This is a genomic window from Dictyobacter kobayashii, assembly GCF_003967555.1.
Taxonomy (GTDB): domain Bacteria; phylum Chloroflexota; class Ktedonobacteria; order Ktedonobacterales; family Ktedonobacteraceae; genus Dictyobacter; species Dictyobacter kobayashii.
This window is the reverse complement of sequence record NZ_BIFS01000001.1, coordinates 2,503,558-2,528,458: the sequence shown is the minus strand read 5'-3', so window position 1 is coordinate 2,528,458 and position 24,901 is coordinate 2,503,558. Positions and strand designations below refer to the sequence as shown.

17 protein-coding genes are annotated in these 24,901 nt (G+C 50.6%); 10 read left to right on the top strand and 7 right to left on the bottom strand.

The genetic code is table 11. The features are described 5' to 3' along the window. Positions 1-73 precede the first annotated feature (73 nt). Positions 74-937 carry an alpha/beta fold hydrolase gene (locus EL645_RS11050; protein WP_126550071.1) on the bottom strand — a complete coding sequence of 288 codons (864 nt, stop codon included), beginning with the start codon at positions 935-937 and terminating at the stop codon, positions 74-76. A 76-nt stretch (positions 938-1,013) separates the two neighbouring features. Next, positions 1,014-2,243: an ABC transporter substrate-binding protein gene (locus tag EL645_RS11045; RefSeq protein ID WP_161977295.1), complete on the bottom strand. Its 1,230-nt coding sequence runs from the start codon at positions 2,241-2,243 to the stop codon at positions 1,014-1,016. A 589-nt stretch (positions 2,244-2,832) separates the two neighbouring features. On the opposite strand from EL645_RS11045, the gene EL645_RS11040 reads away from it, so the two are divergent. Genes EL645_RS11040 through EL645_RS11020 form a run of 5 tightly spaced genes read left to right on the top strand, consistent with a single transcriptional unit; the run spans position 2,833 to position 7,214 of the window. Beyond that, on the top strand, positions 2,833-3,750 hold the full coding sequence (locus tag EL645_RS11040; protein ID WP_126550069.1) for a branched-chain amino acid ABC transporter permease: 918 nt from the start codon (positions 2,833-2,835) through the stop codon (positions 3,748-3,750). Between the two features lie 16 nt (positions 3,751-3,766). Further along, positions 3,767-4,864: a branched-chain amino acid ABC transporter permease gene (locus tag EL645_RS11035; protein ID WP_126550068.1), complete on the top strand. Its 1,098-nt coding sequence runs from the start codon at positions 3,767-3,769 to the stop codon at positions 4,862-4,864. Then, positions 4,861-5,700 (top strand): ABC transporter ATP-binding protein, encoded by an 840-nt coding sequence (locus tag EL645_RS11030; protein ID WP_126550067.1) that lies wholly within the window; start codon positions 4,861-4,863, stop codon positions 5,698-5,700. The genes EL645_RS11035 and EL645_RS11030 overlap by 4 nt, the downstream gene beginning before the upstream one ends. Then, positions 5,687-6,394, top strand: coding sequence for an ABC transporter ATP-binding protein (locus EL645_RS11025; RefSeq protein WP_126550066.1), 708 nt, complete (start codon positions 5,687-5,689; stop codon positions 6,392-6,394). Before EL645_RS11030 ends, EL645_RS11025 begins: the two co-directional genes overlap by 14 nt. Positions 6,395-6,443: 49 nt before the next feature. Beyond that, on the top strand, positions 6,444-7,214 hold the full coding sequence (locus EL645_RS11020; protein ID WP_126550065.1) for a 3-hydroxybutyrate dehydrogenase: 771 nt from the start codon (positions 6,444-6,446) through the stop codon (positions 7,212-7,214). Positions 7,215-7,426: 212 nt separating this feature from the next. On the opposite strand, the gene EL645_RS11015 is transcribed toward EL645_RS11020, so the two are convergent. Further along, the gene (locus tag EL645_RS11015) at positions 7,427-8,941 is read right to left on the bottom strand and encodes an acyl-CoA synthetase (RefSeq protein WP_126550064.1); all 1,515 of its coding nucleotides are present in this window, start codon (positions 8,939-8,941) and stop codon (positions 7,427-7,429) included. Positions 8,942-9,326: 385 nt separating this feature from the next. Here EL645_RS11015 and EL645_RS11010 point away from each other — a divergent pair, with 385 nt between their 5' ends. The 4 genes from EL645_RS11010 (at position 9,327) to EL645_RS10995 (ending at position 13,387) form a co-directional block, all read left to right on the top strand. Next, positions 9,327-10,037, top strand: a complete 711-nt coding sequence (locus EL645_RS11010) for a TetR/AcrR family transcriptional regulator (protein WP_218031814.1) — start codon at positions 9,327-9,329, stop codon at positions 10,035-10,037. Positions 10,038-10,219: 182 nt separating this feature from the next. Continuing rightward, positions 10,220-10,705 (top strand): hypothetical protein, encoded by a 486-nt coding sequence (locus tag EL645_RS11005; protein ID WP_126550063.1) that lies wholly within the window; start codon positions 10,220-10,222, stop codon positions 10,703-10,705. After that, complete coding sequence (locus EL645_RS11000) at positions 10,678-12,039, top strand: phospholipid carrier-dependent glycosyltransferase (protein WP_126550062.1); 1,362 nt, start codon at positions 10,678-10,680, stop codon at positions 12,037-12,039. The genes EL645_RS11005 and EL645_RS11000 overlap by 28 nt, the downstream gene beginning before the upstream one ends. 103 nt (positions 12,040-12,142) lie before the next feature. Further along, the gene (locus EL645_RS10995; RefSeq protein WP_161977294.1) at positions 12,143-13,387 is read left to right on the top strand and encodes a M20/M25/M40 family metallo-hydrolase; all 1,245 of its coding nucleotides are present in this window, start codon (positions 12,143-12,145) and stop codon (positions 13,385-13,387) included. 21 nt (positions 13,388-13,408) lie between these two features. On the opposite strand, the gene EL645_RS10990 is transcribed toward EL645_RS10995, so the two are convergent. From EL645_RS10990 to EL645_RS10980, 3 genes are all read right to left on the bottom strand, one after another. Further along, complete coding sequence (locus tag EL645_RS10990; RefSeq protein WP_126550060.1) at positions 13,409-14,872, bottom strand: GAF domain-containing sensor histidine kinase; 1,464 nt, start codon at positions 14,870-14,872, stop codon at positions 13,409-13,411. Continuing rightward, positions 14,869-15,168: a PAS domain-containing protein gene (locus EL645_RS10985; RefSeq protein ID WP_126550059.1), complete on the bottom strand. Its 300-nt coding sequence runs from the start codon at positions 15,166-15,168 to the stop codon at positions 14,869-14,871. Before EL645_RS10985 ends, EL645_RS10990 begins: the two co-directional genes overlap by 4 nt. 526 nt (positions 15,169-15,694) lie before the next feature. Beyond that, positions 15,695-19,042 carry a S53 family peptidase gene (locus EL645_RS10980; protein ID WP_126550058.1) on the bottom strand — a complete coding sequence of 1,116 codons (3,348 nt, stop codon included), beginning with the start codon at positions 19,040-19,042 and terminating at the stop codon, positions 15,695-15,697. Positions 19,043-19,425: 383 nt separating this feature from the next. Here EL645_RS10980 and EL645_RS10975 point away from each other — a divergent pair, with 383 nt between their 5' ends. Beyond that, a complete protein-coding gene (locus EL645_RS10975; protein WP_126550057.1) occupies positions 19,426-20,289 on the top strand; it encodes an MBL fold metallo-hydrolase in 864 nt (287 codons plus the stop codon). 14 nt (positions 20,290-20,303) lie between these two features. Here the strand turns inward: EL645_RS10975 and EL645_RS10970 are convergent, their stop codons facing one another. Then, on the bottom strand, positions 20,304-24,863 hold the full coding sequence (locus EL645_RS10970) for a GAP1-N2 domain-containing protein (protein WP_126550056.1): 4,560 nt from the start codon (positions 24,861-24,863) through the stop codon (positions 20,304-20,306). Positions 24,864-24,901: the final 38 nt, after the last annotated feature.

The following is a 24,901-nucleotide window of genomic DNA, read 5'->3' as shown; positions in this document are numbered from 1 at the left end:
GGCCGGGGCAGCAAGTAAAGGACTGCTGCCCCGGCCTGGCTATGTTGGAGTAATCAGCCCCGGTAGGGAGAAGTTATGCGATAAAGGTACGCATAGCCTCGACCGGCTCTGGTTCTACATTGAACAGCACTGTATAGTGGTTGAGGGTCGGGAAATTCCGGAACTGGCTGTTTTTGATAGCTTGCTGCATGGCTGCCGCTGCTGTTTCCGAGAGCAGCTGGTCATCGGGATATACCAATCCCTGGCCGGCGCGTAGAATCAAGGTTGGCACCTGTACCCTGCCCCATTGTTCTTCAGGTCTGGCCTCAGCTGAATTCCGGCCCTCTTCTAGAATGCCTTCGCGATAGCTGCGCGAGATCACCGAGCCATCGCTCTGCGGGGCGACATCGTGCTCAAAATAGATATCCACAAATTCATTCCAGTAGGGTCCCAAAAATGGAGCTGCCTTTAGACGCTGGATGTACTCTTGATACGAAGGGACCGCGACCCCCAGCCGATTGACGGCCGCCGCTAACCAGGCTGGCTGGTCCTCAGCCTTTTGCCAGGGGAGGGGAGCGCCGCCATCTACCAGGATCAACTTGCTTAATTGCGTTGGATAGTTGGCCGCAAAATATAAGGCGACTAACGCACCCAGGGAGTGTCCCAGTATGATGGGCTGTTCCATCTCCAGTGCCTCAATGAGCGCCGACAGGTCTGCCGCATGGATAGGTACACTATAGCCGTGTTCTGGTTGGTCGCTGAGACCGCGTCCGCGTAAGTCATAGGCAAACACACGGTGGTCGCGCGCCAGCTCTTCGGCAATAGCCTGGAAGAAGAATGCATTGGCCGTCAGGCCATGGGCACAAATGATCGGCGTTCCCTGTTCTCCCCACTGAACATAATGATGTGTGAGCCTGCTGGTGGTCACAAACGTATCGCGAACAGGTTGTAATGGCATAGGTTTGACCCCCTATAAAAAGCCTGGAGGTGAGGGCACCTCCAGGTCTAACAGGACAGAGAGCGGTTGGTTACTATTATGGCCAGACCTGGGCTGCTTTAATAAAGTCGCTGGCTGGCGTGAGCTGAGACTGTTTGATCTGGAAGAACATAAAGTCGCTGACACCACCATGCTTGTCTGGGGTCCAGGTCAGGCTAGGGCCAAATCCTGTATCGTAGTTATTGAAATCGTGATCCAATGCATCGCGCAGGCTATCGCGAGTCGGGTTTTTACCAGCTTTGCTCAATGCATCTGAGAAGATCTTAGAATTGATATAACCATAGAATTTGTACGCACTGAAAACCGCATCACCGGAGGTGGCTTTCAAATACTCCTGGCCAATCGGTGAAGTAGTGCTGGTATAGCCACTCACATAAGTGCCATCGCCGGCGGATCCCAGAACTTTAGCCCAGGAATTATCGGCCATTGGATAATTGGCCAGGTAGCCCATGGGCGGACGATAACCCTGGCTGCTGGCTGCGGCAACGAATTTAGCCGTAGGGCCGGGTAGACCGTTCAAGACGATGACATCCGGATGGGTGGCTTTTAAGGCCTGTACCGCAGCTGTAAAGTCGGGCTGAGCCGCGTTATAGCCTATTGAGGCCGTCAATTTGGCCCCATTTTTTTGTAGCGATTCGCTCAAGGTAGACTTTTGCTGTAAGCCCAGCACGTCATCCTCATAGAGTAAGCCAACTGTTTTAGCATGCTGCTTACTGGTCAAATAATAGCCAATTACGTGGCCTTCATCCCCATAGTTGGGTTGAGTCATCCAGACCCAGGGCAGCGCTTTTCCCTGTGCATCAACAAACTTGGAGCCACCGCCGATGGGATCAACGAAAGGAATCCCCTTAGGATTGGTATAACTTTCAGCTACATTCGCATTGCCTGAACCGCAGACCTGAAACAGGGCGAAGGCATTGTCTTGCTCAAATAGCTGGCGTACCGCACCTTTTGTCTTGGTTGAGTCTCCATCATCGCTGACTTGAACCAGTTTGACCTTGCGCCCATTGATGCCACCGGCCGCATTGATCTTGTCGAAATAAAGTTGATCTCCAGCCAGGATCGGTGCGCAGATTACTTTCAATGGACCTGTTGTATCCAGTACCGCACCAATTGTAATCGTGTCGTTGCTCACACCGGGTACGCTGGCTGCCGCGGTGGTATTTGTCCCGCTGCCACCACATGCTGCCAGGGTAAACATAGCGGCCACGGCGACCAGCAACGCTGCATATCGTTTCCCTATCCGAAGCCGTATAAGAAGATCCATGTTGTCTCGCTCCCATTTGCTAACACCACTTGTGTGGTCAGGAATATGATACATGAGTCATGTTTCACATATAACCGATACGAGCATGAAATGTCAAGGGGTTGAAAAAACATCTTCCCCTTTTTATCAGGGCTTTTTACTGTTCGTCTAGAGAGCGCAGGGAAATTACGAGCAAGCAAGACGATCTCCATTCTTTCCTGTGTGGAGTGTATGTGGTGGACGGCTGCAGCCTCCTCCTACCTGCAAACAAGGAGATTACGAGCCAGCGATACGATCTCAATTCTTGCAGGTGTGGAGTGTATGTGGTGGGCAGCCTCCTCCCCTGCAAACAGGGAGATTACGAGCCAGCGAGAAGGGGCCCATTCTTTCCTGTGTGGAGTGTATGATGGGCGGCCGCAGCCGCCCATCATACACTCCACACTCCTAACCCGGCGCCGCAGGCGCCAAGTTGTAAAAATAAAAAGCCAGGGCTTTTTATTTTTACAACTTGACAGCAGAGTCATCTTCATGGCATGATACATAAGACATGACTCACCTGTCATGTTTAGGCTAATGGATTAAGATTATAGCCAGGGCGGAGGCAGATGCAATGGTCGCATTTTTGCAAGTCGTCATAGCGGGACTGGTCACAGGCAGCCTGTATGGATTATTAACGCTGGGTATCGTTTTGATCTATCGCACCACGGGGGTGCTAAACTTTGCTTATGGAGCTATCGCTGCCCTGTGTGCCTGTTTTATGTATATTTTATTGACCGGACCGCGACTCAATTTCTGGTTAGCTTTATTCCTCACACTATTATTTGCACCACTGCTGGGAATCGTACTGGAGCGGGGCTTTGCGCGACCCGTCTTGCATGCGCCGGTTTTCACCAAAGCCATTGCCACGCTGGCCCTGGCCCTGGTACTGGAAACGGTCACCCAGGCCATCTGGCCGCAGCTGGCCGAGGTGCAGCATTTTTCTACGCCATTTGAAGGCCAGGCTATGCACGTGGGAGGGCTGTATATTTCAGCCATCTCTATCATCATTCTGGTGGTAACCGCAGCCTTAATGCTGGGATTGAACCTCTTTCTGATGCACACCCGGCTGGGTATCGCCATGCGCGCAATGTCTGATAGCATCTCCGCAACGCGCCTGATGGGAGCCTCCGTGGGAGGTATCTTCATGCTGGTCTGGGTCTTGAGCTCATTGCTGGCGGCGGTCTGTGGTATCTTGCTGGCGGGCCAGAGCAACCTGATCAATGTGCAATTTATGGATCCCATTCTACTACCGGCTTTTATTGGCGCCGTGCTCGGAGGGCTGGATAGCCTGCCAGGCGCCCTTATCGGTGGCATGCTGGTTGGCCTGGTCAGCAACCTGCTGGCCTACTTACTGGCCGGACATATGCTTGGATCATTAGATATCAGCAATCCTGCCATCCGCGATACATTGATCTTTGTAGGTTTTGTCATTGTGCTACTGATTAGACCACAGGGGTTGCGCGGTAGTGCGCTGCTGCGGCGTGTGTAGCAAAGGAGTTGCAGCTATGACACAGAAGCCGGCAATGGATCAGGAGATAGCGCCAGTAGTGGCGGCGCAGCCAGAGCCGCCGAGGGAGAATGGTCTGATCGCGCGCCTCTCGCGGCAGCGTGGCTGGCTGGCCAGTATCATTGGCCTCCTCGTATTGATCCTACTGCCCACACTCTATGATCAGATCTTTGGTTTCAGTTCTGGTTTTCAATTGCACCACCTCTCACTGATCGGCATCTTTATCCTGGCGGCCCTGGCCCAGAATATCCTGACTGGCTATGCTGCCCAACCTGCGCTAGGCAATGCCGCTTTCTTCGGGGTAAGTGCCTATATGCTTACCTGGCTGAGCAGCGACCTCGGTCAGCCCTACTGGGTTGGTATCCTGGTGGCAGTCCTTGTCTCAGCCCTGCTGGGCCTGGTGGTGGGAGCCCCTGCTCTACGTATCTCCGGTGCCCACCTGGCCGTAGCTACGCTGGGGCTGGTAACCACGGTTGGCGCCCTGCTGAATTTTTGGGATACTACGGCTGGACGCCAGAACTATGATCTGAGCAACCTGCCAGATTTTTTGAATGAGGATCATACACTTTATTATTTCGTCTTCGCCATCGTGGTTATCTTGCTCTTCCTGAGCTATCATCTGCTCCATTCGCGGGTTGGGCGCGCCTGGGTGGCGATTCGCGATAACGAAACGGCGGCCGAGGCATTCGGGATCAATTTAACGAAATATAAACTACAGGCATTTGTGATCAGTGCCGCCATGACCGGGCTGGCGGGCTCCCTGTATGCCACCTGGGCTACCACCGCCTCTTCCAGCATGTCCAGCGTGGACCAGACCATCGCTTTCCTGGCCATGATTGTCGTGGGTGGACTGGGCTCGTTGACCGGCTCGATCCTGGGCGCTATCTTTGTTGGCTTCCTGCCTCTGTTATTGGGACAATTGCCCAGTCCCTTGACGATTGGTTCGTTCCAATTGCAGATCTCGACCCTGCTTACAGGTATCTACGGGTTATTGTTATTGCTCGTCTTGATCTTCTTTCCCAGTGGACTAAGTAGCCTGGGGACACGCGTTGGCAGCTTGCTACAACGCAACCATAGAGGGGAGGGACGCGAATGACTGAGGCGATGCAAGTCAATCCATTGCTGGAAATTCATAATCTGACGGTGCGTTTTGGTGGTCTGGTAGCGATCAATGAGCTGGATCTGCAAATTGCTGAGGGCGAGATCTTTGCCCTGGTTGGCCCAAATGGCGCCGGCAAAACCACTGTGCTTAACTGTATCAGTGGACTGATCAAGCCGGCGGCTGGTGATATTCGTTTCGCGGGCCAGGAATTGTTGCCATTGGCGGCCCACAAACGAGCCGCCCTTGGCATTGGTCGCACCTTCCAACAGCTACAGCTGTTTAGCAGCATGAGCGTGCTGGATAATTTATTGGCCGCCCAGCATACGCGCTTACATGCAGGTATCCTATCGGGCATTCTTCCTTTCGGGCGCAGCAAGCGCGAAGATGCCAGTGCGCGCCAGCATGCCATGGAGACGCTGACCCTGCTTGGGCTGGAAGGCTATGCCCTGCGTAGCGCAGGTTCCTTGCCATTTGGGGCCCAAAAACTGATTGGTGTGGCGCGTGCCCTGGTGCTGCATCCGCGCCTGGTGCTCCTGGATGAGCCAGCCGCCGGTGTACCGCCTCAGGAGGTACAGGAACTGGCTACCCGCTTGCGCTTCTGGCAAAAAGAATTGGGCACTACCCTGCTCTTAATCGAGCACAACATGCGATTGGTACAGGCTGTCGCGGATCGTGTCTGTGTGCTGGATTATGGCCGCAAGCTGGCCGAGGGTGAGCCCGCAACCGTCTTGAGCAATCCTGCCGTGCTGGAGGCCTATCTGGGACGTGGAGCCAGCAAAAAAGCGCAGCAGGAACAAGCATCTCAGGGGGTATCGCATGTTGAAGGTTGAGCAGTTACACGCCGGCTATGGCTCACTTGAAGTGCTTCATGGCATATCTTTTGAGGTACCGCAGGGGGCTATCGTCGCTATTCTAGGGTCCAATGGAGCAGGTAAAACCACCCTTATGCGCGCGCTCAGTGGACTTATCCCCATCAAATCTGGCAGTGTCGAGCTGGCTGGTAAGCCACTGGGACGCCTCTCGGCTGAAAGACGCTTACGCGAAGGATTGGCCCTGGTACCCGAGGGGCGCGACCTGTTCGGCTCACTCACGGTACGCGAAAATCTGTTGATGGGGGCCTATACGCGCCATTCACATGCTGAGATTGAGCACGATATTGAACGTATGCTGGAGCGTTTCCCACGCTTGAAGACGCGTTTACATGCTCACGCCGCCAGCTTGAGTGGAGGGGAGGGCCAGATGCTGGCCATCGGGCGGGCCTTGATGTCACATCCGCGCCTGCTATTGCTGGATGAGCCTTCGCATGGCCTGGCCCCCATCATCGTTGAAACCGTATTTGAAGTCATTGAGCAGCTGAATCGTGAAGAAGGTTTGACTATCGTACTGGTCGAACAGAATGCCCACCAGGCCCTCGATGTTGCGCATAGCGCCTATATCTTACAGGGCGGCAGTATTGTGCTTAATGGAGAGGCAACGACGTTGACTGCCAATTCGGCTGTACAAGAACTGTACATGGGTGGCTAAATATATACATATACATATTTAATACCAGTGTAAAGGAGTCTTTGTTGTTATGAGTAACTTTAATGGCAAAGTAGCTATTGTTACCGGAGCAGCCTCTGGTATCGGCCTGGCGGTTGCCCAGGATCTGGCGGCCCAGGGTGTGCGGGTCACCCTTTCAGATGTAGATGTTGATGGTGGCCGGGCAGCCACCGCAGAGTTAGAGGGGGCCCGCTTCCAGGCCGCAGATATGACAAAGCCAGAAGATGTGCGCACACTGGTTGCCAGCACCATCGAGGCTGAGGGGCAGGTGGATATCCTGGTAAATAATGCGGGCATTCAGCACGTGGCACCAATTGTTGATTTTCCAGAAGAGAAATGGCGCCAGATTATTGAGATTATGCTTACCGCCCCCTTCCTTCTGACGCAGGCCGTATTACCCGATATGTACAAGCGTAACTGGGGTCGCATCATCAATATCGCTTCCGTCCATGCGCTACGAGCCTCCGCTTTTAAATCGGCCTATGTCACAGCCAAGCATGGTCTGCTCGGTTTAACGCGTGTCACTGCACTGGAGGCGGCTGAGCATGGCGTAACCTGTAACGCCATCTGCCCATCCTATGTACGCACCCCACTGGTCGAGAAACAGATCGCCGCCCAGGCAAAGATCCATGGCATCCCGGAGAACGAAGTGGTCGAGAAGATCATGGTGACCGAAGGGGCCATCAAGCGTTTGTTGGAGCCCGCTGAAGTTGCTCAACTGGTCACCTATCTGTGTAGCGATGCCGCCGGTGGTATTACCGGAAGCGCTCAAACCATCGATTGTGGCTGGACCGCGCACTAATAACGCACTCTTCTGCGGACGTGTGCTAACTCGCCCGAGCAGTTTTTAATAGTGTGGTGGAGGAAATGTGCTGCAGCGCATTTCCTCCACCACACTATTAAAGTAATATTGAGCACCGCAGGTGCGAAGGGGAAAGCGGGGTGCAGGGGCAGCAGCCCCAGCCCTCGCCACCCACCCCTCTCCATTCTTCCCTCAGAAGGATGGAGAACCCATTATACTGTCTGTTGAAATGCTTTGACCAGTTCTGCTTTCATGATCTTGCCCATCATATTGCGGGGTAGAGCCTCCACGAAACGCACGGCGCGAGGAAGTTTGTAGCGAGCAAGTTTTCCCTGGCAGAAGTCGAGGATCTCTTGCGCGTTCAAACTGCCTGGAACACGCGGCACGATTATCGCCAGTCCAACCTCGCCCCAACGAGCGTCGGGCTGGGGGATAACGGCCACCTCCAGCACTTGGGGATGGGTAACGATGACGCTTTCAACCTCGGCGGGATATATGTTCTCGCCGCCAGAGATAAACATATCTTTTTTGCGCCCAACGATGTAATAAAAGCCCTCTGTATCGCAGCGTGCCTGGTCTCCGGTGTGCCACCAGCCGCCGCGCCTGGCTTCGGCCGTGGCCTCTGGTTTATGCCAGTAGCCTGAGCAGACATGCGGGCCGGCCAGAATCAGCTCGCCCACCTCGCCGACCGCTACATCGCGATCAAGTTCATCAACGATACGGGCCCGCGAATGAAAAATGGGATGGCCGACCGAGCCAGCTTTGCTTAGAGCATGCTCGGGTGCCAGGCTAAAACAGTTTACCCCTACTTCAGTCAGTCCATAGCCCTGACGAAATCCCAGGCCTTGTTCAGCATAGCCAGCAATCAGGCGCAGGGGACATGGCGAGCCACCAGCGATAAAGAAGCGCAGCGAAGAAAAATCAGTGCTGGCAAAATTAGCATGCTCCAACATACTTTGAAAAACCGTGGGGACCGCAAAAACAACCGTGCAGAGCTCCCTCTCGATGGCAGACAAAACAGTCTGGGGCGCTGAATTATTTAATAGCACGACCGTTCCACCTAGATGATAAAGGGGTGTCGTCAGCACATTGAGTCCACCGGCATGGAAAAATGGCGCGAAAGTAGGCGCGATATCCGTCTCACGTAGCCCCCAGCTAATCTGGGTATTGATGGCATTCCAGGTAATCATGCGCTGTGAGAGCATCACTCCCTTGGGCATGCCTGTGGTACCTGACGTATACAGAATGAGTGCCGTTTCCTCGCCATCGGTGGTGGTGAAAGGCTGGACCTGATCCGCCAGCAGCGCCTGCTCGCCGGGGAAATCGTGAAAGGCAAGCAATGACTGTGGTTGCCATGTATGCTGGAGGGTCGTGGCCAGTTCTGCATGGCCAGAGTCGTAAAGGAGTAATACCGGCTGACAGTCATTGAGGATGATGCCTAACTCACGCATGGTTAAACGCCAGTTGAGGGGCACCAGTATTGCCCCTAGTAGGGCACAGGCGAAGAAGGCGTCCAGATACTCAGGCGCGTTGAAGGCCAGTATGGCTACGCGTTCACCCTGGCGAAGATGATAGTTTTGTTGTAGGTAGGCGGCTAAAGCGCGCGCACGCAGGTTGAGTGCCCGATAGGTAAAGCGCGCTCCGGTCTCGTCATCGATCAGACCTACTTTATTGGGACTTAGAAGTTCACGCCGGGCCAACCATTCGCCAAGAGTAATGAATGTCATGGGCCACCTCCGTGTCGAACTACATTGTTCTTTCTATCTCATATTGTATAAGAAATTAGCCGAATCTTCTACTGTTCTTGTTAATTCTGATAGGTTTTTTCAATATTTCATTTGCCCCCGAACGGCCAGCTGAAAGTGGAATTTATGGGTGATAGCCAGGAAGTTGATTTCTGTGGGGGTATAGTATAATATAATAATGGATAAAATATGACACATGGGTCACATATCATATTGCTTGTAGTATGAGTTAGAGTGATCAAAAGTCAAGTGGAACATCAGCCCTCTGATGTGTATAATAAAGCCAGACCAGGCGGCAATTCAGCTTATCCTGCTATAAATTATATAGAAGCGAAGCCAGCATGCTACTAGTAGAAAGAATAGAGCTATGTCGACCAGAGACCAGGCGGAGCAGGGGACCGGCGAGAAAGAAAAACAGTCAGTGAGCAGAGGCCATGAAACTGAGAATACCCTGATGCCAGTCACGGCGCGTGGGGAAGCCACGCGCCGTAAGATTCTAGATGCCGCCGAAGAAGTCTTTGGCGAACTTGGGTATTACGAGGCCAGTATCTCAGAAATTACCAGGCGTGCTGGTGTGGCCCAGGGTACCTATTATATTTATTTTCATAGTAAACGCACCATTTTTGAAGAGCTGGTCAGAGATATTGGTGAGCGGCTGCGGGCGGATATGCGAGCCGCTATCGCTGGCGCTTCCAATCGTATTGAGATTGAGAGGCGTGGTTTCCAGGCCTTCTTCCAGTTTGTTGCCAGCCATCGGCGCATTTATAGTATTGTGCAGGAAGCGGAGCGCGTGGCCCCGGAAGCGTTTTATGCCTATTATTATAAGATCAGCCAGGGCTATATTCGTGGCTTACAAGAGGCTATGAATGAAGGCAGCATCCGCCAGCTAAATCCAGAAGCTATCGCCTATACTTTGATGGGCATAGGACATTTTATCGCCTTGCGCTGGTTAATCTGGCCGCCAGAGGGTGGCTCAGAGGAGTATCGAGGCGAGCTGCCAGCCAGCGTCTTTGACTCAATTATGGAATTTATCACCAATGGACTGACCGCCAGCGTCAGCGAGCAAAAAGAGTCTTGATGCGCTTTTTTTGAGGATATAACTGATAAATGGAGTCGGTCACAGGTGACTTTTTCTTGTTACTGCATTTCATAGGCAATTTATACTTTAATAAAGAAGAAATTGTATGATGACACAACTAGCATGGCGGGCTGTTTAGAAGCATAAAATAGGTGGCTATGTGGTGTGGAGGAAGTGAGTCAATGGAAGCCGCTGTATCGATAGAAACTGCAACCACTAAGATAAAAAAGCATATTCGTTACTGGCAGCCATTGATGCTGGGCATACTGGTTGGGGTAGGACTACTGCTCAGGTTATACGGATTGAATTGGGACCAGGGGAACAGGTTCCATCCTGATGAACCCTATATTGTATTCTATGCTTCAAACGTAGCATGGCCCCAGAGTCCGGCGCAGTTTTTCGATCCTGTCCACTCTCCACTCAATCCCCATTTCTTTGCCTACGGTTCGCTTCCCATCTACCTACTTGCCTTGCTTGGACATGCCATCGCCATCTTCTCTCCCGCTTTCTTTACCTATGCCCATCTCAATCTGCTCGGGCGTGTAATCTCAGCAGTGCTGGATAGCGGCACTATTTTATTAACGGCCATGTTAGCATTTCGCCTATGCAAATATGATACACATACTATGCTTCCCCGTGGATGGTGGCCCTGCTGGCGGCAACGCTAGTAACCTTTTCGCCGCTCCAATTGCAGCAATCTCATTATTGCACGGTGGATGTCATGCTCCTCTTCTTTATAATGCTGACATTGTTGGGTTGTGTAATGCTGGTTGATGCCAGGGCTCCGCTATGTATAGCGCTTCTGATCGGGATAGGATATGGGCTGGCACTGGCAGTTAAATCCAGTGCTGCGCCATTGGCAATACCAGTACTGATGGCGGCCCTGTTACGCTGGTGGCGTGAGCGCAACCGTGTCGCCCTGTTCGCATTAGGCGTGGCGGCCATCAGTACCTGCGTGACCTTTGTACTTGTGATGCCATATGCCCTGCTGGACTGGCATAACTTTTTTAGCCAGGTCGCGGAACAGGGCAATATGTCCCTGGGCAAATTTATCATGCCTTATACACTCCAATTTAGCTACACAACGCCTTATCTCTATGAGCTCCAGAATATCTTTCTATGGGGTCTGGGACCGTTGTTGACCTTGAGCGCTGGCGCAAGCCTGCTCTGGTTAGGCTGGCGTGTTGGAAAAAGACAGGCAGGGCCATGGTTGATAGTGTTGTCCTGGTTATTGATCTATGGTGGGATTACAGGTAGCTTCTATGTAAAGTTTGTGCGCTATATGTTGCCGCTCTATCCCGCGTTGATCGTGGCGGCTGCGGCAGGCCTGACGGCCTTTGCCGTCTCTGGCAAGGTAAGAGTATTTTATGTTCGTACCTATCCAGTACGCCTTACCTATGTTTTAAGCACCCTGGTATTGCTGGCCACTAGTTTTCAAGGGCTGGCGATGGTCAATATTTACAGCCAGCCCAACACACTGATCCAGGCATCCCAATGGATGTTTGATCATCTCAAGCCTGGTAGCACCATAGCATATGAGCAGCAAGATGCCATCATCCCGGTAGCTGTTAATGGTCGTGATGCCGGGCAAGTCTTTCACCTGGCAGAGCCCGGGCTGAATATGTCAGATTATGATAATCCTGAGAAGCTTCAATTTCTGGCCGAGGCGTTGGCCAGCAGTGATGTGATCGTGCTGTCATCAGATCGCTGGGACCAACCAGTTTTCCACCTGCCCCAGTATTATCCTATCACCGGCCACTATTATCATCTGCTCTTTCAAGGCCAGCTAGGTTTCCACCTGGCCGCACAGTTTGAGGACTATCCCCATCTTTTGGGTATTACCTTGAATGATAGCGCCTCTGACCCCAGCTTCTCCATTTTCGACCATCCGATTGTGCGTATCTTTGTGCGTGACAGTTCTCAGCGCTATAGTGCTGCCAGGCTACTCAAAAAAATGCTTGTGGGTGCTCCACCTATGCCAGGTTTACCCCGATTGCCGTAGCGTTGTCCCTGGCATCCACGTTATACTATCATAGATATGATGCGCGTCCCAGGAATAGGCAGGCATGCCTGTATGCCTGGTAATGAGTGGAATAGAGGTTTGTATGTCGCATCCAGAACAGGGTCACGATAGTTTTACGGTAGATATGCAGAATAAGCCACAGTTAGATAATAAGGCAATTTCGACGTTGGTGGAGGATGGGGTTACCTATGTAGAAGAGGCCATGCCGCGTTTTATGCAAGATTTGCAAAAGTTATGTATGATCGATTCGCCGTCGGAGGATAGTGCGGGACTTAATAAGATGGCTGAACAACTGGGGCTGCTATTGCGCAGTGTGGGGATGCGTGCATCGATTATAACACATCCGCGTGGCAATGCTGTCGTTGGTACGATGGGTGGTAGTGATCCGACCGCCCCTGCCTGTCTATTGATTGGCCATCATGATACCGTACATCCTGTTGGTTCGGCCAGCGCGCATACGCGCCTGGAGGTTGAAAAGCTCTATGCTCCCGGTACGGTTGATATGAAGGCAGGTCTGTTGCAGGGTATTTATGCTTTAGAACTATTACGAAAGCATAACTATCAAGCTTTTTCAAAAATTACATTTTTATCGGTACCGGATGAAGAAATTTTTGCCCGTTACCATGTGGGACTTATTCGTGAATTGGCCCAGGGAAAACCCTTTGTGATTGGCCTGGAAGGGGCACGCTCAATCGGCAACGTAGTGACGAGGCGTAAGGGCTGTACCCATTATCGGTTGAGCGCCAAAGGACAGGCGGCCCATGCCGGCAGTAATCCTGAGCGTGGTCGCAATGCCGTAGTCGAATTGGCGCATCAGATAGTGCAGGCCCAGAGTTTTATGGGTTGGCGTGAGGGGTTAACGATCAACGCCGGACCGATCAAAGGCGGCTCGCGCGCTAACATAGTCTCGGATTATGCTGAGATCGTCTTTGACCTGCGCTTCTTACAGCCAGAAGATCGCCGCGCGGCCGAGGCACGCTGGCGAGAATTACTGCAGCAACAGCTCGTGCCTGGCGTTGAACTGACATTGACGCCCGTACCTGACTCAATGCAGCCGATGGTCGCGACCGAACGGAGTCTGGCCCTGGCTGGGCAAGTACAACTTATCGCCGAACAAATCCTCCATGTACCATTTGATCCCGAAACTAGAGGGGGAGCCTCGGATTGTTGTAACACGGCCATCGTAGGCTGCCCTTCGATTGATGGGCTGGGCGCCATTGGCGGAGGAGCTCATACCGATGAAGAATATGTCCTCCTTGCACCAATCTCACAACGTATCGCATTACTGGCCGGTTTGATCGCCTCTATCCCGGCATTGCAGAACTAATAGAAGCATTAAAGCGCGCAACTATTCAGGAGGGGCCAGTGGGAGCGAGAACCAGAAGGTTTTTCCCTGGCCTGGCGCACTCTCAATACCAACTTCACCATGATGAAGCTGGATCAGTGCATGGCACAGATAAAGGCTCAAGCCCAGGCTTAAATCCAGCTCATTCTGGACCGCCGTGCCTTTGGCGCGATAAAAGCGTTCCCAGATGTGTTTTTGATCCTCAGGCGCGATATCGAGCCCATCATCATGAACATATACATAAGCATGTTGCTCATCTTTGCTGACCCTGACCGAAACAGGTTTCTGGCGCGGAGAATATTGCAGCGCATTAGTTATAAAAATATGCATGACTTGCTTGATACGATTGGCATCGGCAATAACTTCGATCTGCTCGACGCCAGGATCGCTCTGTAGCTCAATAGTGCGGTCGGGGTTGTGTTGTTGATATTTTGTGACAAGCTCACGTATCAGCTCGCTCAGGTTGCAACGTTTCACGTGCAACTCTAATTCATTCGCCTGTAGCCTCGAATCATCAATAATATTGCTAATCATACGCTCATGGATTTGTGCGCTCTGTGAAGCATATTCCAACGGATTCTGGATACGTTCAATGCCACGGTTCAGCTCTTCTGATCCACCGGCTATCTGGCTGCGCAGTTTCTCAAGGCGACGTAGCGCCAGCTGGATATTCCCCATGGTCACAGTTAATGGTGTGCGAAACTCATGGCTGGCCAGGTTCAGAAATTCGTTAATGATCGCATTCGTCTCTTTCAGAACAATACCCTCGTTCTCGGGTCCTTTGAGGGTAGCAAAGATTTTGACACATTCAATGATCAATGTTGTCAGGGTGGCTACAGCCTTGACTAGCTCTATCTCTTCTTGTGTGCAGGGCTCGACACGACCAATAATCATCACACCGGTTAGCTGGTTCTGTGTAATCAGGGGCACCCAGAGAAAGTGTGTGGAGTTCGTACTATTTATAGGAAAAGGACTGCGTTGAACTGAGCGGTCGACGCAGACAACCTCATGTTGCTGCAATTTTTCGATTTCAGGTGGATCCAAAAAATCTGAAAGCGTATAGCGTCCATTATTTTGTTGGCGCAGCTGGGCTAATTGGGAGGGCAATCCACTGATCGCTACATAATATATTTTCTGGTCGGGTGGCTTGAAAGAAATCAGCAAGACCGCCGGCGTCTGTAGTAACTGGCTAATTAAATCGGTCAGCTGTTTACCAATATTACTGATTGAAGTTGGTAGCAACAGAGTATCTTCATTTGAAGATGGATAGATGGAATCGTGAATATTCGAAATGGCTTTGATCAAAGTGAAAATGGCTTTATTGGCCTGATGTGTATTAAGTTCCGCCTGGTATAGTGCGGTCATGTCATGAAAAAGGCATATACTTCCAAGAGGATGCTGCTGATTGTCCTTTAGTGGTGTACAGGTTACATCGACACAGATATAGCGCCCGGATGGCACCTTCATAATCTCAGTACGTTTGGTAGAGGTAGCATCAGCTGTGGGCGCTTTTTTTTGTCTTCACTGGGATCTTGTTTCATCTTATGGGAAGGAAAAAGCTTAATCTCGTGTGGATGGTATTGATTTATAAATTGTTCAAAAGGCATACCCTGATATTTGTTTTCTGAAGCCAATTCAAAAAGGTCTTGAGCAGCCGGATTGATACGTTGAATCTTACCCGCGAGGTTTTTAATAATGACACCATCGGGGAGCGACAAAAAAAGTGCTTCGAGTTGAATAGTAGTAGCATCAATATACTGCATCTTTATTTTCTTTCTCTAGTCGGAGCGGTTTTATTTAACTCTACCTTTTACTACTATCTTGCTGCCAGTATACAATATTTGTCACTCTATTCGAGTGCAAGCTTTTCTGATCTTTATATTAAAGAGAATTTGAGGAGTGTGGGGGACGTTTGCCACCATGTGTGTACGTGCGCATCCGCGCCCGAACCGGTTTAAGGTGTGGTAACATGGGGCGGAGCCCATGTTACCACACCTATAAAACCACCACCAGCAAGGAAGTTTGAGAGCCTCGGATACCACTCCCGTTTTAATAGGATATGGCAAATGTATGCCGCCCATATGCCGGAGCACCTGATAAAAGCAGCAAAGATGTTTGGGTAGCCAGGATGAAAATTGTTTTTATATGTTGTGGCAAATGTGCGCTGCACATTTGCCACAACATATAAAAACAAGGCTCGGGCGCGGATGCGCACGCCCGCCAGCTAAAAAAAGAGGTTTCTATCCCATGCCATGGGATAGAAACCTCTTCAAAACCTACACTCTTTTACTAGATGAAAGAATCATTGGTGTAGCCGAACATGGTAGTACCACCATGAGAGACATTACCAGAGACAAAGTAATAAACACGTTCCGCAACCACATGACCATCAAGGCCCTGTACACTCATAGAGACATTATACGCCCCACCAGACATAGGATAGGCCTGCGCCATCGGTACCACAATATCATTGATATTGATAATAGTACGTTTAAGCGGCTTCATCTCCACAGTTTTTTGTACCACAGTATTGTGGGCATAGATCGTTACAGCAACATGGATTGTGTTATTGGCATCAGGATTGAACAGGGTCAGCTGTTCATAATTGGGATCTATTGTATAGCCTTCGGCGAAGGAATACGCGGTATGACCGGTCGCATTGGCTTCACCAACCGCGTCGTCACCTCCAGTAATAACCTTCACTGTACCATTAGCCAGGCTTCGATTGAAGCTAAAGTAGCTAAAGCGCTCTGCCACAATGGCACCATCATCATTGTGTACAGCGATAGAAACACCATCTGTGCCATTGCCAAATTGCGCCCGGGCCGCATTAACATCAACCACATACTGGCTGTAAGCAGGAACCGTCACCGGTATGGTCTGGACCTGACCGTTGTCATAGATCAATTTGACCTGTGCGTTGGTAGGTGCAGCGGTGAAATTGGCCAGAGCCAGATTTTCCTGATATTTCGATCCAGTCGATCCTGTATTGCCCTCAGCGAAGAGCCAATCTTTGCTAGTGGCAGAGGCGGCTACCGCTGTGGTCGCTCCAGAGATCGAGCCACCAGCGGTGGGGATGTTATCCACAAAGTACATTGGCCGTTCAACCACAATACCGATACTTGAAGTTATCTTCATCGATATCTGCTGATGAATATTCTTACTGGCTGGATTAAGCGTACCGCGCTGCATGGGTCCTAGATTGACCGTATCGGTATTTAACACCTGCCCATTCGCGTAGTAAGTAGCGGTCACGGTCGCCGTCGTGGTTGTACTAGGATTGAGCATGGTGATAAAAGTATTGTAATACTGTTTGGAGTCCGAGGTTTGTCGGGTGTCACCAATGGCAAAGTAGAAATTGGTCTGTGTTGCATCATTAGTGCCAATCACGTCGGTACCACTCAAAACACGATTAGCAAAGTTAAAGTACATCGGGCGCTCAGCCACAATCGGCACCGCCACGCCATTACTATTTGGTACAGACTCTACAATCACCGAGACCGAGGTACGAGCCGGTTTGTTTTCTGGATAGTTGATGTCTTTCATCACTGAGACGGTACCACGTGTGCTGGGTGGAACCTGGTGGATAACAAGGGCAGGAGCACCCTTGGGGAAGAGATAGTGAACGTATACATTGGCTGTCTGGGTGGTACTTGGATTTAGAATGGAGATAAACTCCTCGAAGGCATCGCCGACATTACCTTCGGCGAAGTACCACTTGGTGGCTGCCGGTGATTTACGTGTGCCAGTTTGTGCACCAGCCAGATTGACCAGATCGCTGAAGAGCGTACCACTTTTTACCGTACCCAGGCCGGTAGCCAGATCATAGCCACCAGTTGCCGCATATTGACTACCACCAACCAGATTATTGTTTCCTGTTGTAATGTCATGGAAGTCGTTGGCATACAGAGTTGGGTTCTGGGCCAGGCCATAAAGCAACGGATTCATGAAACCAAGGTTGAAGTAGCCCTGGCTCAGGGATTGCTGATTAGCCAGCGCCGTATAGGCCGCGAACATAGGTGCCGCTGCCGAGGTGCCACCAATATCATACCAGTTAGGCGAGGGGCAAGTACCATTGGTATTACAGGGGCTAACATACATCAGGTAGCCATAACTCGGATCTGCGCTTAAGGATACATCGGGTACCTGGCGGCAATAACCTGTGCTGCTGCCGCACGATTGAGTGGGAGTATATTTGGTGACATTTTGCTGCCAGCTGGGCATTGCCCACTGGGTGCTGATACCACCACCAGATGCTCCATTCTGGCTGTTCCAGGTGCTCTCGCGATTGTATGTACCATTGCTATTGATATACAGTGAAGTACCACCAACGCCCGTTACATAGGGCTGAGACGCTGGATCAAGGACGTGAAAATTGCTATCCGCGCAATTGCTGCCAGTATTCAAGTTGCCGCTACTACCAGAATCGCCCGAAGCAGCAAAGATGCTTTGTCCCTGGGCGGCAGCAATGGCGAACAGACTATTCTCAGTCTGGAAATCTGAAGGGGTCATATCGGCCTCACAGATACCCCAGCTTGTGCTGACCACAGGAACGGCGTCAGCAATAATCTGACCCCACATCAAGAGGTTGCCCTGCGCGGTATTCTGTGTCTCGTAGACATGCAAGCCAGCCAGGCGAGGGGCTGTACTCAAAATCAGTTCCATATCTAGCTCGGCTTCAACTGTACCATCGTCAATGTTACCACCTTGCTGGTCCGCTTTGATCCTGGTGACAGGAACTGTATTGCCACCAAAGCAATTAGCGTAAGACTGGATATCAGCACTCTTATAGTCACTGAACTCCACCAGGGCTACATGCTGGCCATCACCTTTAAAAGTATTTTGTAGCGCTGTAGTATTGTATGCGCTCTTGATCTGGCCTGGTGTATAGTAGACCGGAGTTTTGCCAGCAGGCTCATTGCCTGGACAAGTTACCGCGTTGCTGGTCGCGTTAGCGCTCAGCGCTGTGTGCTGGCCAGGTTTCACGGGAGCGACTGGTCCATGGCTATAACGTACCGTATTGTCGAGCCCTTGAATGGTTGAAATGTAAGGGGCGATCGTTGAAGGCACCTGGGGATCGGTCGCAGGTGCGTAGAAGCTCTGACCATTTTTGGCTGTATAGTTATTGATCGAGATATGAAAAGCCTGTTCAGCCTGTCCAATGGTGCCACTGAAACCAACTACCAGGCGATGCTTAAAGGTCTGGGTGGTTGTAAAACCATTTTGCTGCATATAGTCAATGACAGCCTGTTGTTCAGCGGGGAAGGGGCTATAGGCCTGCAGCAACTGCTCCGAAGTGAGCGCACGCTTAAGCTTATTTTTAGTCTGGCTGGTATCTTTTACATACTGTTCCAGGCCATCCTGGTTATGCATGCGCAGGCCAATCGCAATTGTTAGCGGCGTATTTGGATCAGCCTCGGCTGACATACGACTGCTCGTTGTCAGATGGGTACGAATGCCGGGAAGTGGGGTAATACTGGCAGCCTGAGCATTTCTGAGAAAGTTAAGCGGGGAAAAATATGCCAGAATAATAAGAACCACAAGTGCGAAACTAGTAAGCGGGACAAAAGCCAGCGGACGCTTAATGCGAGAAAAAGCGCCAGTCTGGTTTTTCTCCCCTTGCATAGGTGCTTCCATACAATTTTTTCCTCAGGGAAGACAAAATCAACAAAATAAAAACATAAAGATATATAAGAATATTTGCCCGGACCATCAGAGCTAATTGGCACAAATGAGATCATTAATAGTGGTGTTGATCTCCAGGAAGAGAGCGGTATAAGGCCATTCTTATATCAGTAATATATTTATACACAACAATTCAATATCTCTACTTATGTAGAGATATTTTCTAGTACTAATGTCTTTATTGCTCTTCAGTTCTTTGCATAATCTGGCGACAATATAAGGAATAGAGAAAAATATGTTACCCGCAGGAGTTACAAGACGTGATGAGGGTAAGTAAGGTTTCTTATCAGGTTCCCTTGCCACAGCGGCATTAGCATAAAAGGAAGAGACATGCTATGGATTTCAGGCATACGGTAGTGTTACCAGGCGCAGAGGATAAAACTCAGACTGGTCAGGGTTCGCTCTTCTTTATTGGTAATGCAACAATGTTATTGCGTTATGCGGGCTTCACTATTCTGACCGACCCTAATTTTTTACATCGTGGTGAGCATGTGCATCTAGGATATGGCCTCAAAGCAGAGCGCTTGCAGAATCCAGCGATCAGCCTGGCTGAATTGCCGCCGCTGGATATGGTGCTACTATCCCATATGCATGAGGATCATTTTGACCGTGGCGTGGCCCGTGACCTGAACAAAGGGGTCGCGATTACCACAACTCCTCAGGCTGCCGAGGCATTAAGAAAACTGCACTTTTATCGCATCTATCCCCTATCAACCTGGCAGACCTTAACGCTGGAGAAAGGTGCACAGCGCCTGCACATTACCGCCATGCCGGGTAAACATGGGCCAGGGCCGCTCTATCGTTTACTACCACCAGTGATGGGTAGCATGCTCGAATTTGAATCCCCAGGTCAAGCACGCTTTAGTATCTATATTACCGGCGATACCTTGATGTACAACAAATTGCGTGAGATCCCCCGGCGCTATCACGAGATCGACCTGGCTATTCTTCATCTGGGAGGCACCAGGCTGTTCAAAGTTATGTTGACGATGGATGGTAAGCAGGGAGTCAAGATGATCGAGTTAATCAATCCACGCACAGCTATTCCGGTTCATTACAATGACTACTCGGTCTTCACATCCCCATTGAGAGACTTTCAAACGGAGGTAGAAGAAGCCAGATTGGCGGAGCGTGTACATTATCTGGTGCGCGGAGATACCTATACCTTTGAGGTCCCCACCGTGCAGCCTCGAGGTTAAGAGAGAACCGAGGCCTACCAGCCAGACTCTATCTGGATCTGATCTTGATAAAGCTTTTTGCGCTCATCCAGCCAGCTATCCAGATCATAGCGCTCTTTCAGGAGACGTTCCGCAAAGCGCTCGCGGCGACGGAAGATACGCAGCACCTGTTTTACATCCGTCTCAGAAAAGTTATGCATCTTAATCAATGCTTCATAGTCCTCTGGCTTGAAGGTGCGGAATTGCTCAAGCACGCGCTGTTCCAGCAAGAAATCCTCGATCCCACACTGGCCCTGCTTGATCCTCGATTCAATGCCTGAATTAATAAAGACGTTATCGATCAAATCATCCAGCGATTTCTGGCGTAGAAACTGATCATTCTGGCGTTGCCACTCCTGTAGATCTTTCTTTTCCTTTTTATAATAAGTTCTATCTTTGCTGTTCCAGGGCGCATTTTTGATTTTTGTATCCAGTATCGTCAGCCGGTAGCCCATATAGAGGCGCTTAAAGGCATGAATCTTATTCAACTGATCCAACATAATTGACTTCGATTGGACCGTGCCAATGCTGGTACGGGCATTGGTCTCCTGTACCGATTGCTCAAGCGCCTTGAGGATTTCCGCATTCGGCTGGGCCGCCAGTTTCGTAAGCATCTGTGAATTGCGATGTTTGAGTAACGGCCGGGTCGTTTTGGCTTTGGGCTGTGGCAGTTCTGGCAAATTCGCAATGGCATGCTCAATCTCTGGCGAATACTTGATCTGATCCTTATAAGGAGAGTTTTTGACCTCCTGATGGGCCTGGAAGAGTGCCCCCTGATCCATTAGTTTATAGGCGCTGACAACATCGCCAGCCAGCAAGGCGATATCTCTCTCCTGCTGATTGACGTGGGTACCAGGATAGGCAACTTCTTTAAGTACTTGCTGATATGCCTGGGTAATGCCCTCAACATCTTCGGTCTGAATAGCTTTTTTAAAGGCGACCAGAACCAGGGCGGTATTTTTATCGTGCTGCTGTTGTATATAAGTTTGCCAGACATCTTTAAAATCGGCTGGCCAGAGATCGCTATGAGCATTGAGCCGCTCATAATCGGCTATATTCAGATCCCCACATAGTGTCTGAAAGAACGTAGTAAGAAAGGCTTCGTTTTTGGGATATAGCGTCTCCTGTGCCTGCTCCAGGGCTACCTTGAGATAAGGAACCAGGCGTCCGACATCCTGTTTTTGTTGATGGTAGGTAGCCATCTGGGCGGCCATGCCCAGGAGCAGCGTGGTTCCAGTCTCGGTCTCAGCTTCATCTTCCAGGGGAGTGCCGGTCAGGGTCGGACCCAGATTATCGAGCACACGGGTGAGATCCATTTCACTATTCAAATTGCTGACCAGAACAGGCCAGAGTACCTCGGTCAGCGTAGCACGCGCCTCCGCCTGTAGATGAAGCATCTGCCCAAGTTGTGGCCTGGCCAGCCGCACCCAGTGTTTACTCTCTGCAGGCTGGGCCAGGAGTTTGGCAATATACAGCCATCCATTGACATAGATAGCAAGTTCTGTACTCAGTGTTTGCTCGGTGGATTGGCTACGCTGTTGGAGCCGTTGTAATAGCTCCAGCGTATCAGGTTGGCTGAGCCGATTAGCATCCAACGTCGTCAGATAATTATAAACAATGGGCCTAAAGGCCGCTGGCCAATCTGCCAGCGCCAACATATCCTGGCAATCCTGCTCCAGAAAATTCGCTGTCTCTGCTACCGTGAGCTGTGCCAGTTGCAGCAAATCCTGTACCACGGTCGGTAACTCGCGTGCAGACAGCAGCAGGCTACTCAAGACGCGGGTCTTATCTGCATAACCAATCTCTACCAGGTGTTGAAAGAAGTTCAGCGCAATCGGAGCGGTCTCCGTGCTGGCAATATTATTTTGTAAGATCGGTTGAAAAACCTGCCAGGATTGATTAGATTGCAAAAGGCTTTTTAATTGCGGCGCTTCCAGCGTCACCGGGTTGAGTAGCACCCCCTCTACCGCAATGCGGTGCCATGCCTCTGGCAACTGCTCATTGCCAATCAAGCGTCCAATTGTGCCCCAGGACACATTCAGCCAGGGATAGAGCGCTGGATGCGTATGCATTACCTCAACTCGGGCCCAGGTTTCTAACAGGGCGCGGTGCATTTCCCAGGGATAGACCTCATCTACAGTCGTTTGAATCGTCTGTGTCAGGTACTCAAACAGGCCACCTTCGTTATCGATCCAGACCGTTTCCTGGTGATGTTTGGGGATCGCATTGAGCAGAACGCGCAGCAAGATAAAGAGATTATTGCGGGGATCCTCCTGGGGTGCTCCCTCGTCCTGTTCCAGCATCAGATCAATCAGGTCATAGGTTAGAGGCAGAATAGACTCAAAAATAAAGTCTGCAATATTCTGGGCCACTTCACTTTGTGGATGTTTCTCCGCGCACTGCCGAATAATAATTGAGGTCTCCGAACCCTGACGTTGCCACCATTGCTCATAAGTAGGTGTAAAGATATAGGGCCAGAGATTACCCCAGAGATCCAACCAGATTTTGCAGGCCCCAACCTCACTATCGATCAAAGGGATCAAGGTGGAGAGCATTTCGTTCCAGATCGACCAGATCGGCCAGTTGGGCGATGATTGCAAAACCTTGAATGGGTCTTCTTGCTGGATTAGCAGCACAATATTGCGGATGATCAGGTCTCCTACCTGGTAGAGTTTGTCCGCTACATTGGGATGCTGGCGGCTTAACTGGTTGAGTTCTTCCGCGCCATGCTTGCCATAAGCATTCCACCATTCCCAATAGATTTGTTGATAGGGGTGGTTGACGATATGCTGGAATAAATAGATCCAGACCAGGGGATCTTCGCGAGGGCTGGCAATCTTAATTAATTTTTCTTGCCAGTTATCAATGGCCCAGCGATCCTCATTCTGGATGGCTTCAAGGATCTTGTCTACAACATTTTTTCCAAAAGGGGTCAGGGCCGTATTTAAGTTATCATTGCCAGGCAGTTTAAATGCTTGATGGATGGCTACAAAGATACTTTCGCCTTTGACCTGCCACCAGCGCTGGAAGACCGGTATATTAAGATCATCGGCCTGCATGCCCTGAATCAGCAAAAGCCAGACATGGGTGGCCTGGTGCATCGGCGCCGTAAGTTCCAGCATGTCCATCCAGAAATACATATAGTCAGTATTGTTGGAACTGATCGCTTCGTTAACCTGTTCCGCGATGCGTTGTCCGAGCTCGGTCATGGTAGCCTGTAAAGTATCAATCACATGCTGAATATTGGATGGTAGAGGGTAATTAGCATATTTATCCAGACAGGCAAAAAAGGTCACAAGATCCTGGCGACAGGTATTCTCCCACCAGCTGCGGTTACGCGCAATCCATTGGACAATCGAGCGCTGCACATTTGGACGTCTGAGCCTCTCCAGGTCAGCCAGTAGCATAATTTCTTCATCAACGATATTATCCAGCCGCAGTTTTATTATTTGTATAAGCTCTTGCACATCGTTTTGCGAGAGCGTCTCCTGATATGAGAGATAGACACGCATGAAATGTTCTAAATCTCGGCACTGCTCCTGTTCCGCCTGCTTTATTATTTCTGTTAATTCGCGAAAAGTATGATTATTATCATTTAATAGACAATCTACGGAAAAGAGGACAAAGCGGGCCAGTACGCCATCTGGCATTAAAGGAGTGCTACGACCGCTATAGCAGTTCAGGGCATAGCCATTGACGCCTTGATCCTGATAATAAGCCACCGGTAGATCGCTGCTAGATGAAGTGGGCCAGCAGGTGCCGGTAATGGTAGGATAGCTCTGGTCCTCTTCTTTACGTCCATAGAGAGGGGTAGCGCGCTCCGCATCCAACCGTTCGTAAGTACTGAAGGTGAGCTCACGCACAATATCTAATGTCCGTGGTAAACAATGGGTCAGACCCCAGAGCAGGCGAGCTACCACCTCCGGATCTGCCGCGATATAAATACGCTGTCCCGGCTGACGCATCAAAAAGGCCCGTAGCATAAATTCTAGCTGCTCGCGTTTAAGCTGCTTCAGGTCTTCTGATGAAAGGCTACCGCCGCGCATTTTCTCGCTGTCAGTAGCTGTGGTACCAGGTTCTTGTAGGGAAGGAAACGTTACCCGTGGTAGCTCCTGAGTGGCCTCTGGCAGCTCATCATGGTTTTTCCAATAGCTTGAGCCCCAGACCGCGATGGCCTCGCGCGCGCTAAAGGTGATGGGGCCTGCTGGTGAGGAAACCTCGGGTAAATCAGTGATCAGGTGACTAAAAAAATTGCCGGTTGTGCTTATACCATCGGGTGGACAATAGCACTTATGCACCAGGATATATTCTTGTTTAGCCCGCACAAAGGCCAGTGAAACGGGAGTCTGCAAGGGAGGCACATCGGACGAATCCTTGGTATTTTGCGGAAGCACATAGCGTACATGCTTGAGCAATGCCTGTATACGCTCACTATCTAACGCGACTGAGTTGTTACCCTCAAAGAAACCTGGCGATGCTGCACGGATTTGGAAACCCGCGCCCCCAAAACCCCTGGTCGACCAGGTATACCAGAGTTGTTCACTCTCCGTCTTCATTCTAATACCGCCTTTGCCTCACTTGTAATATAATATTT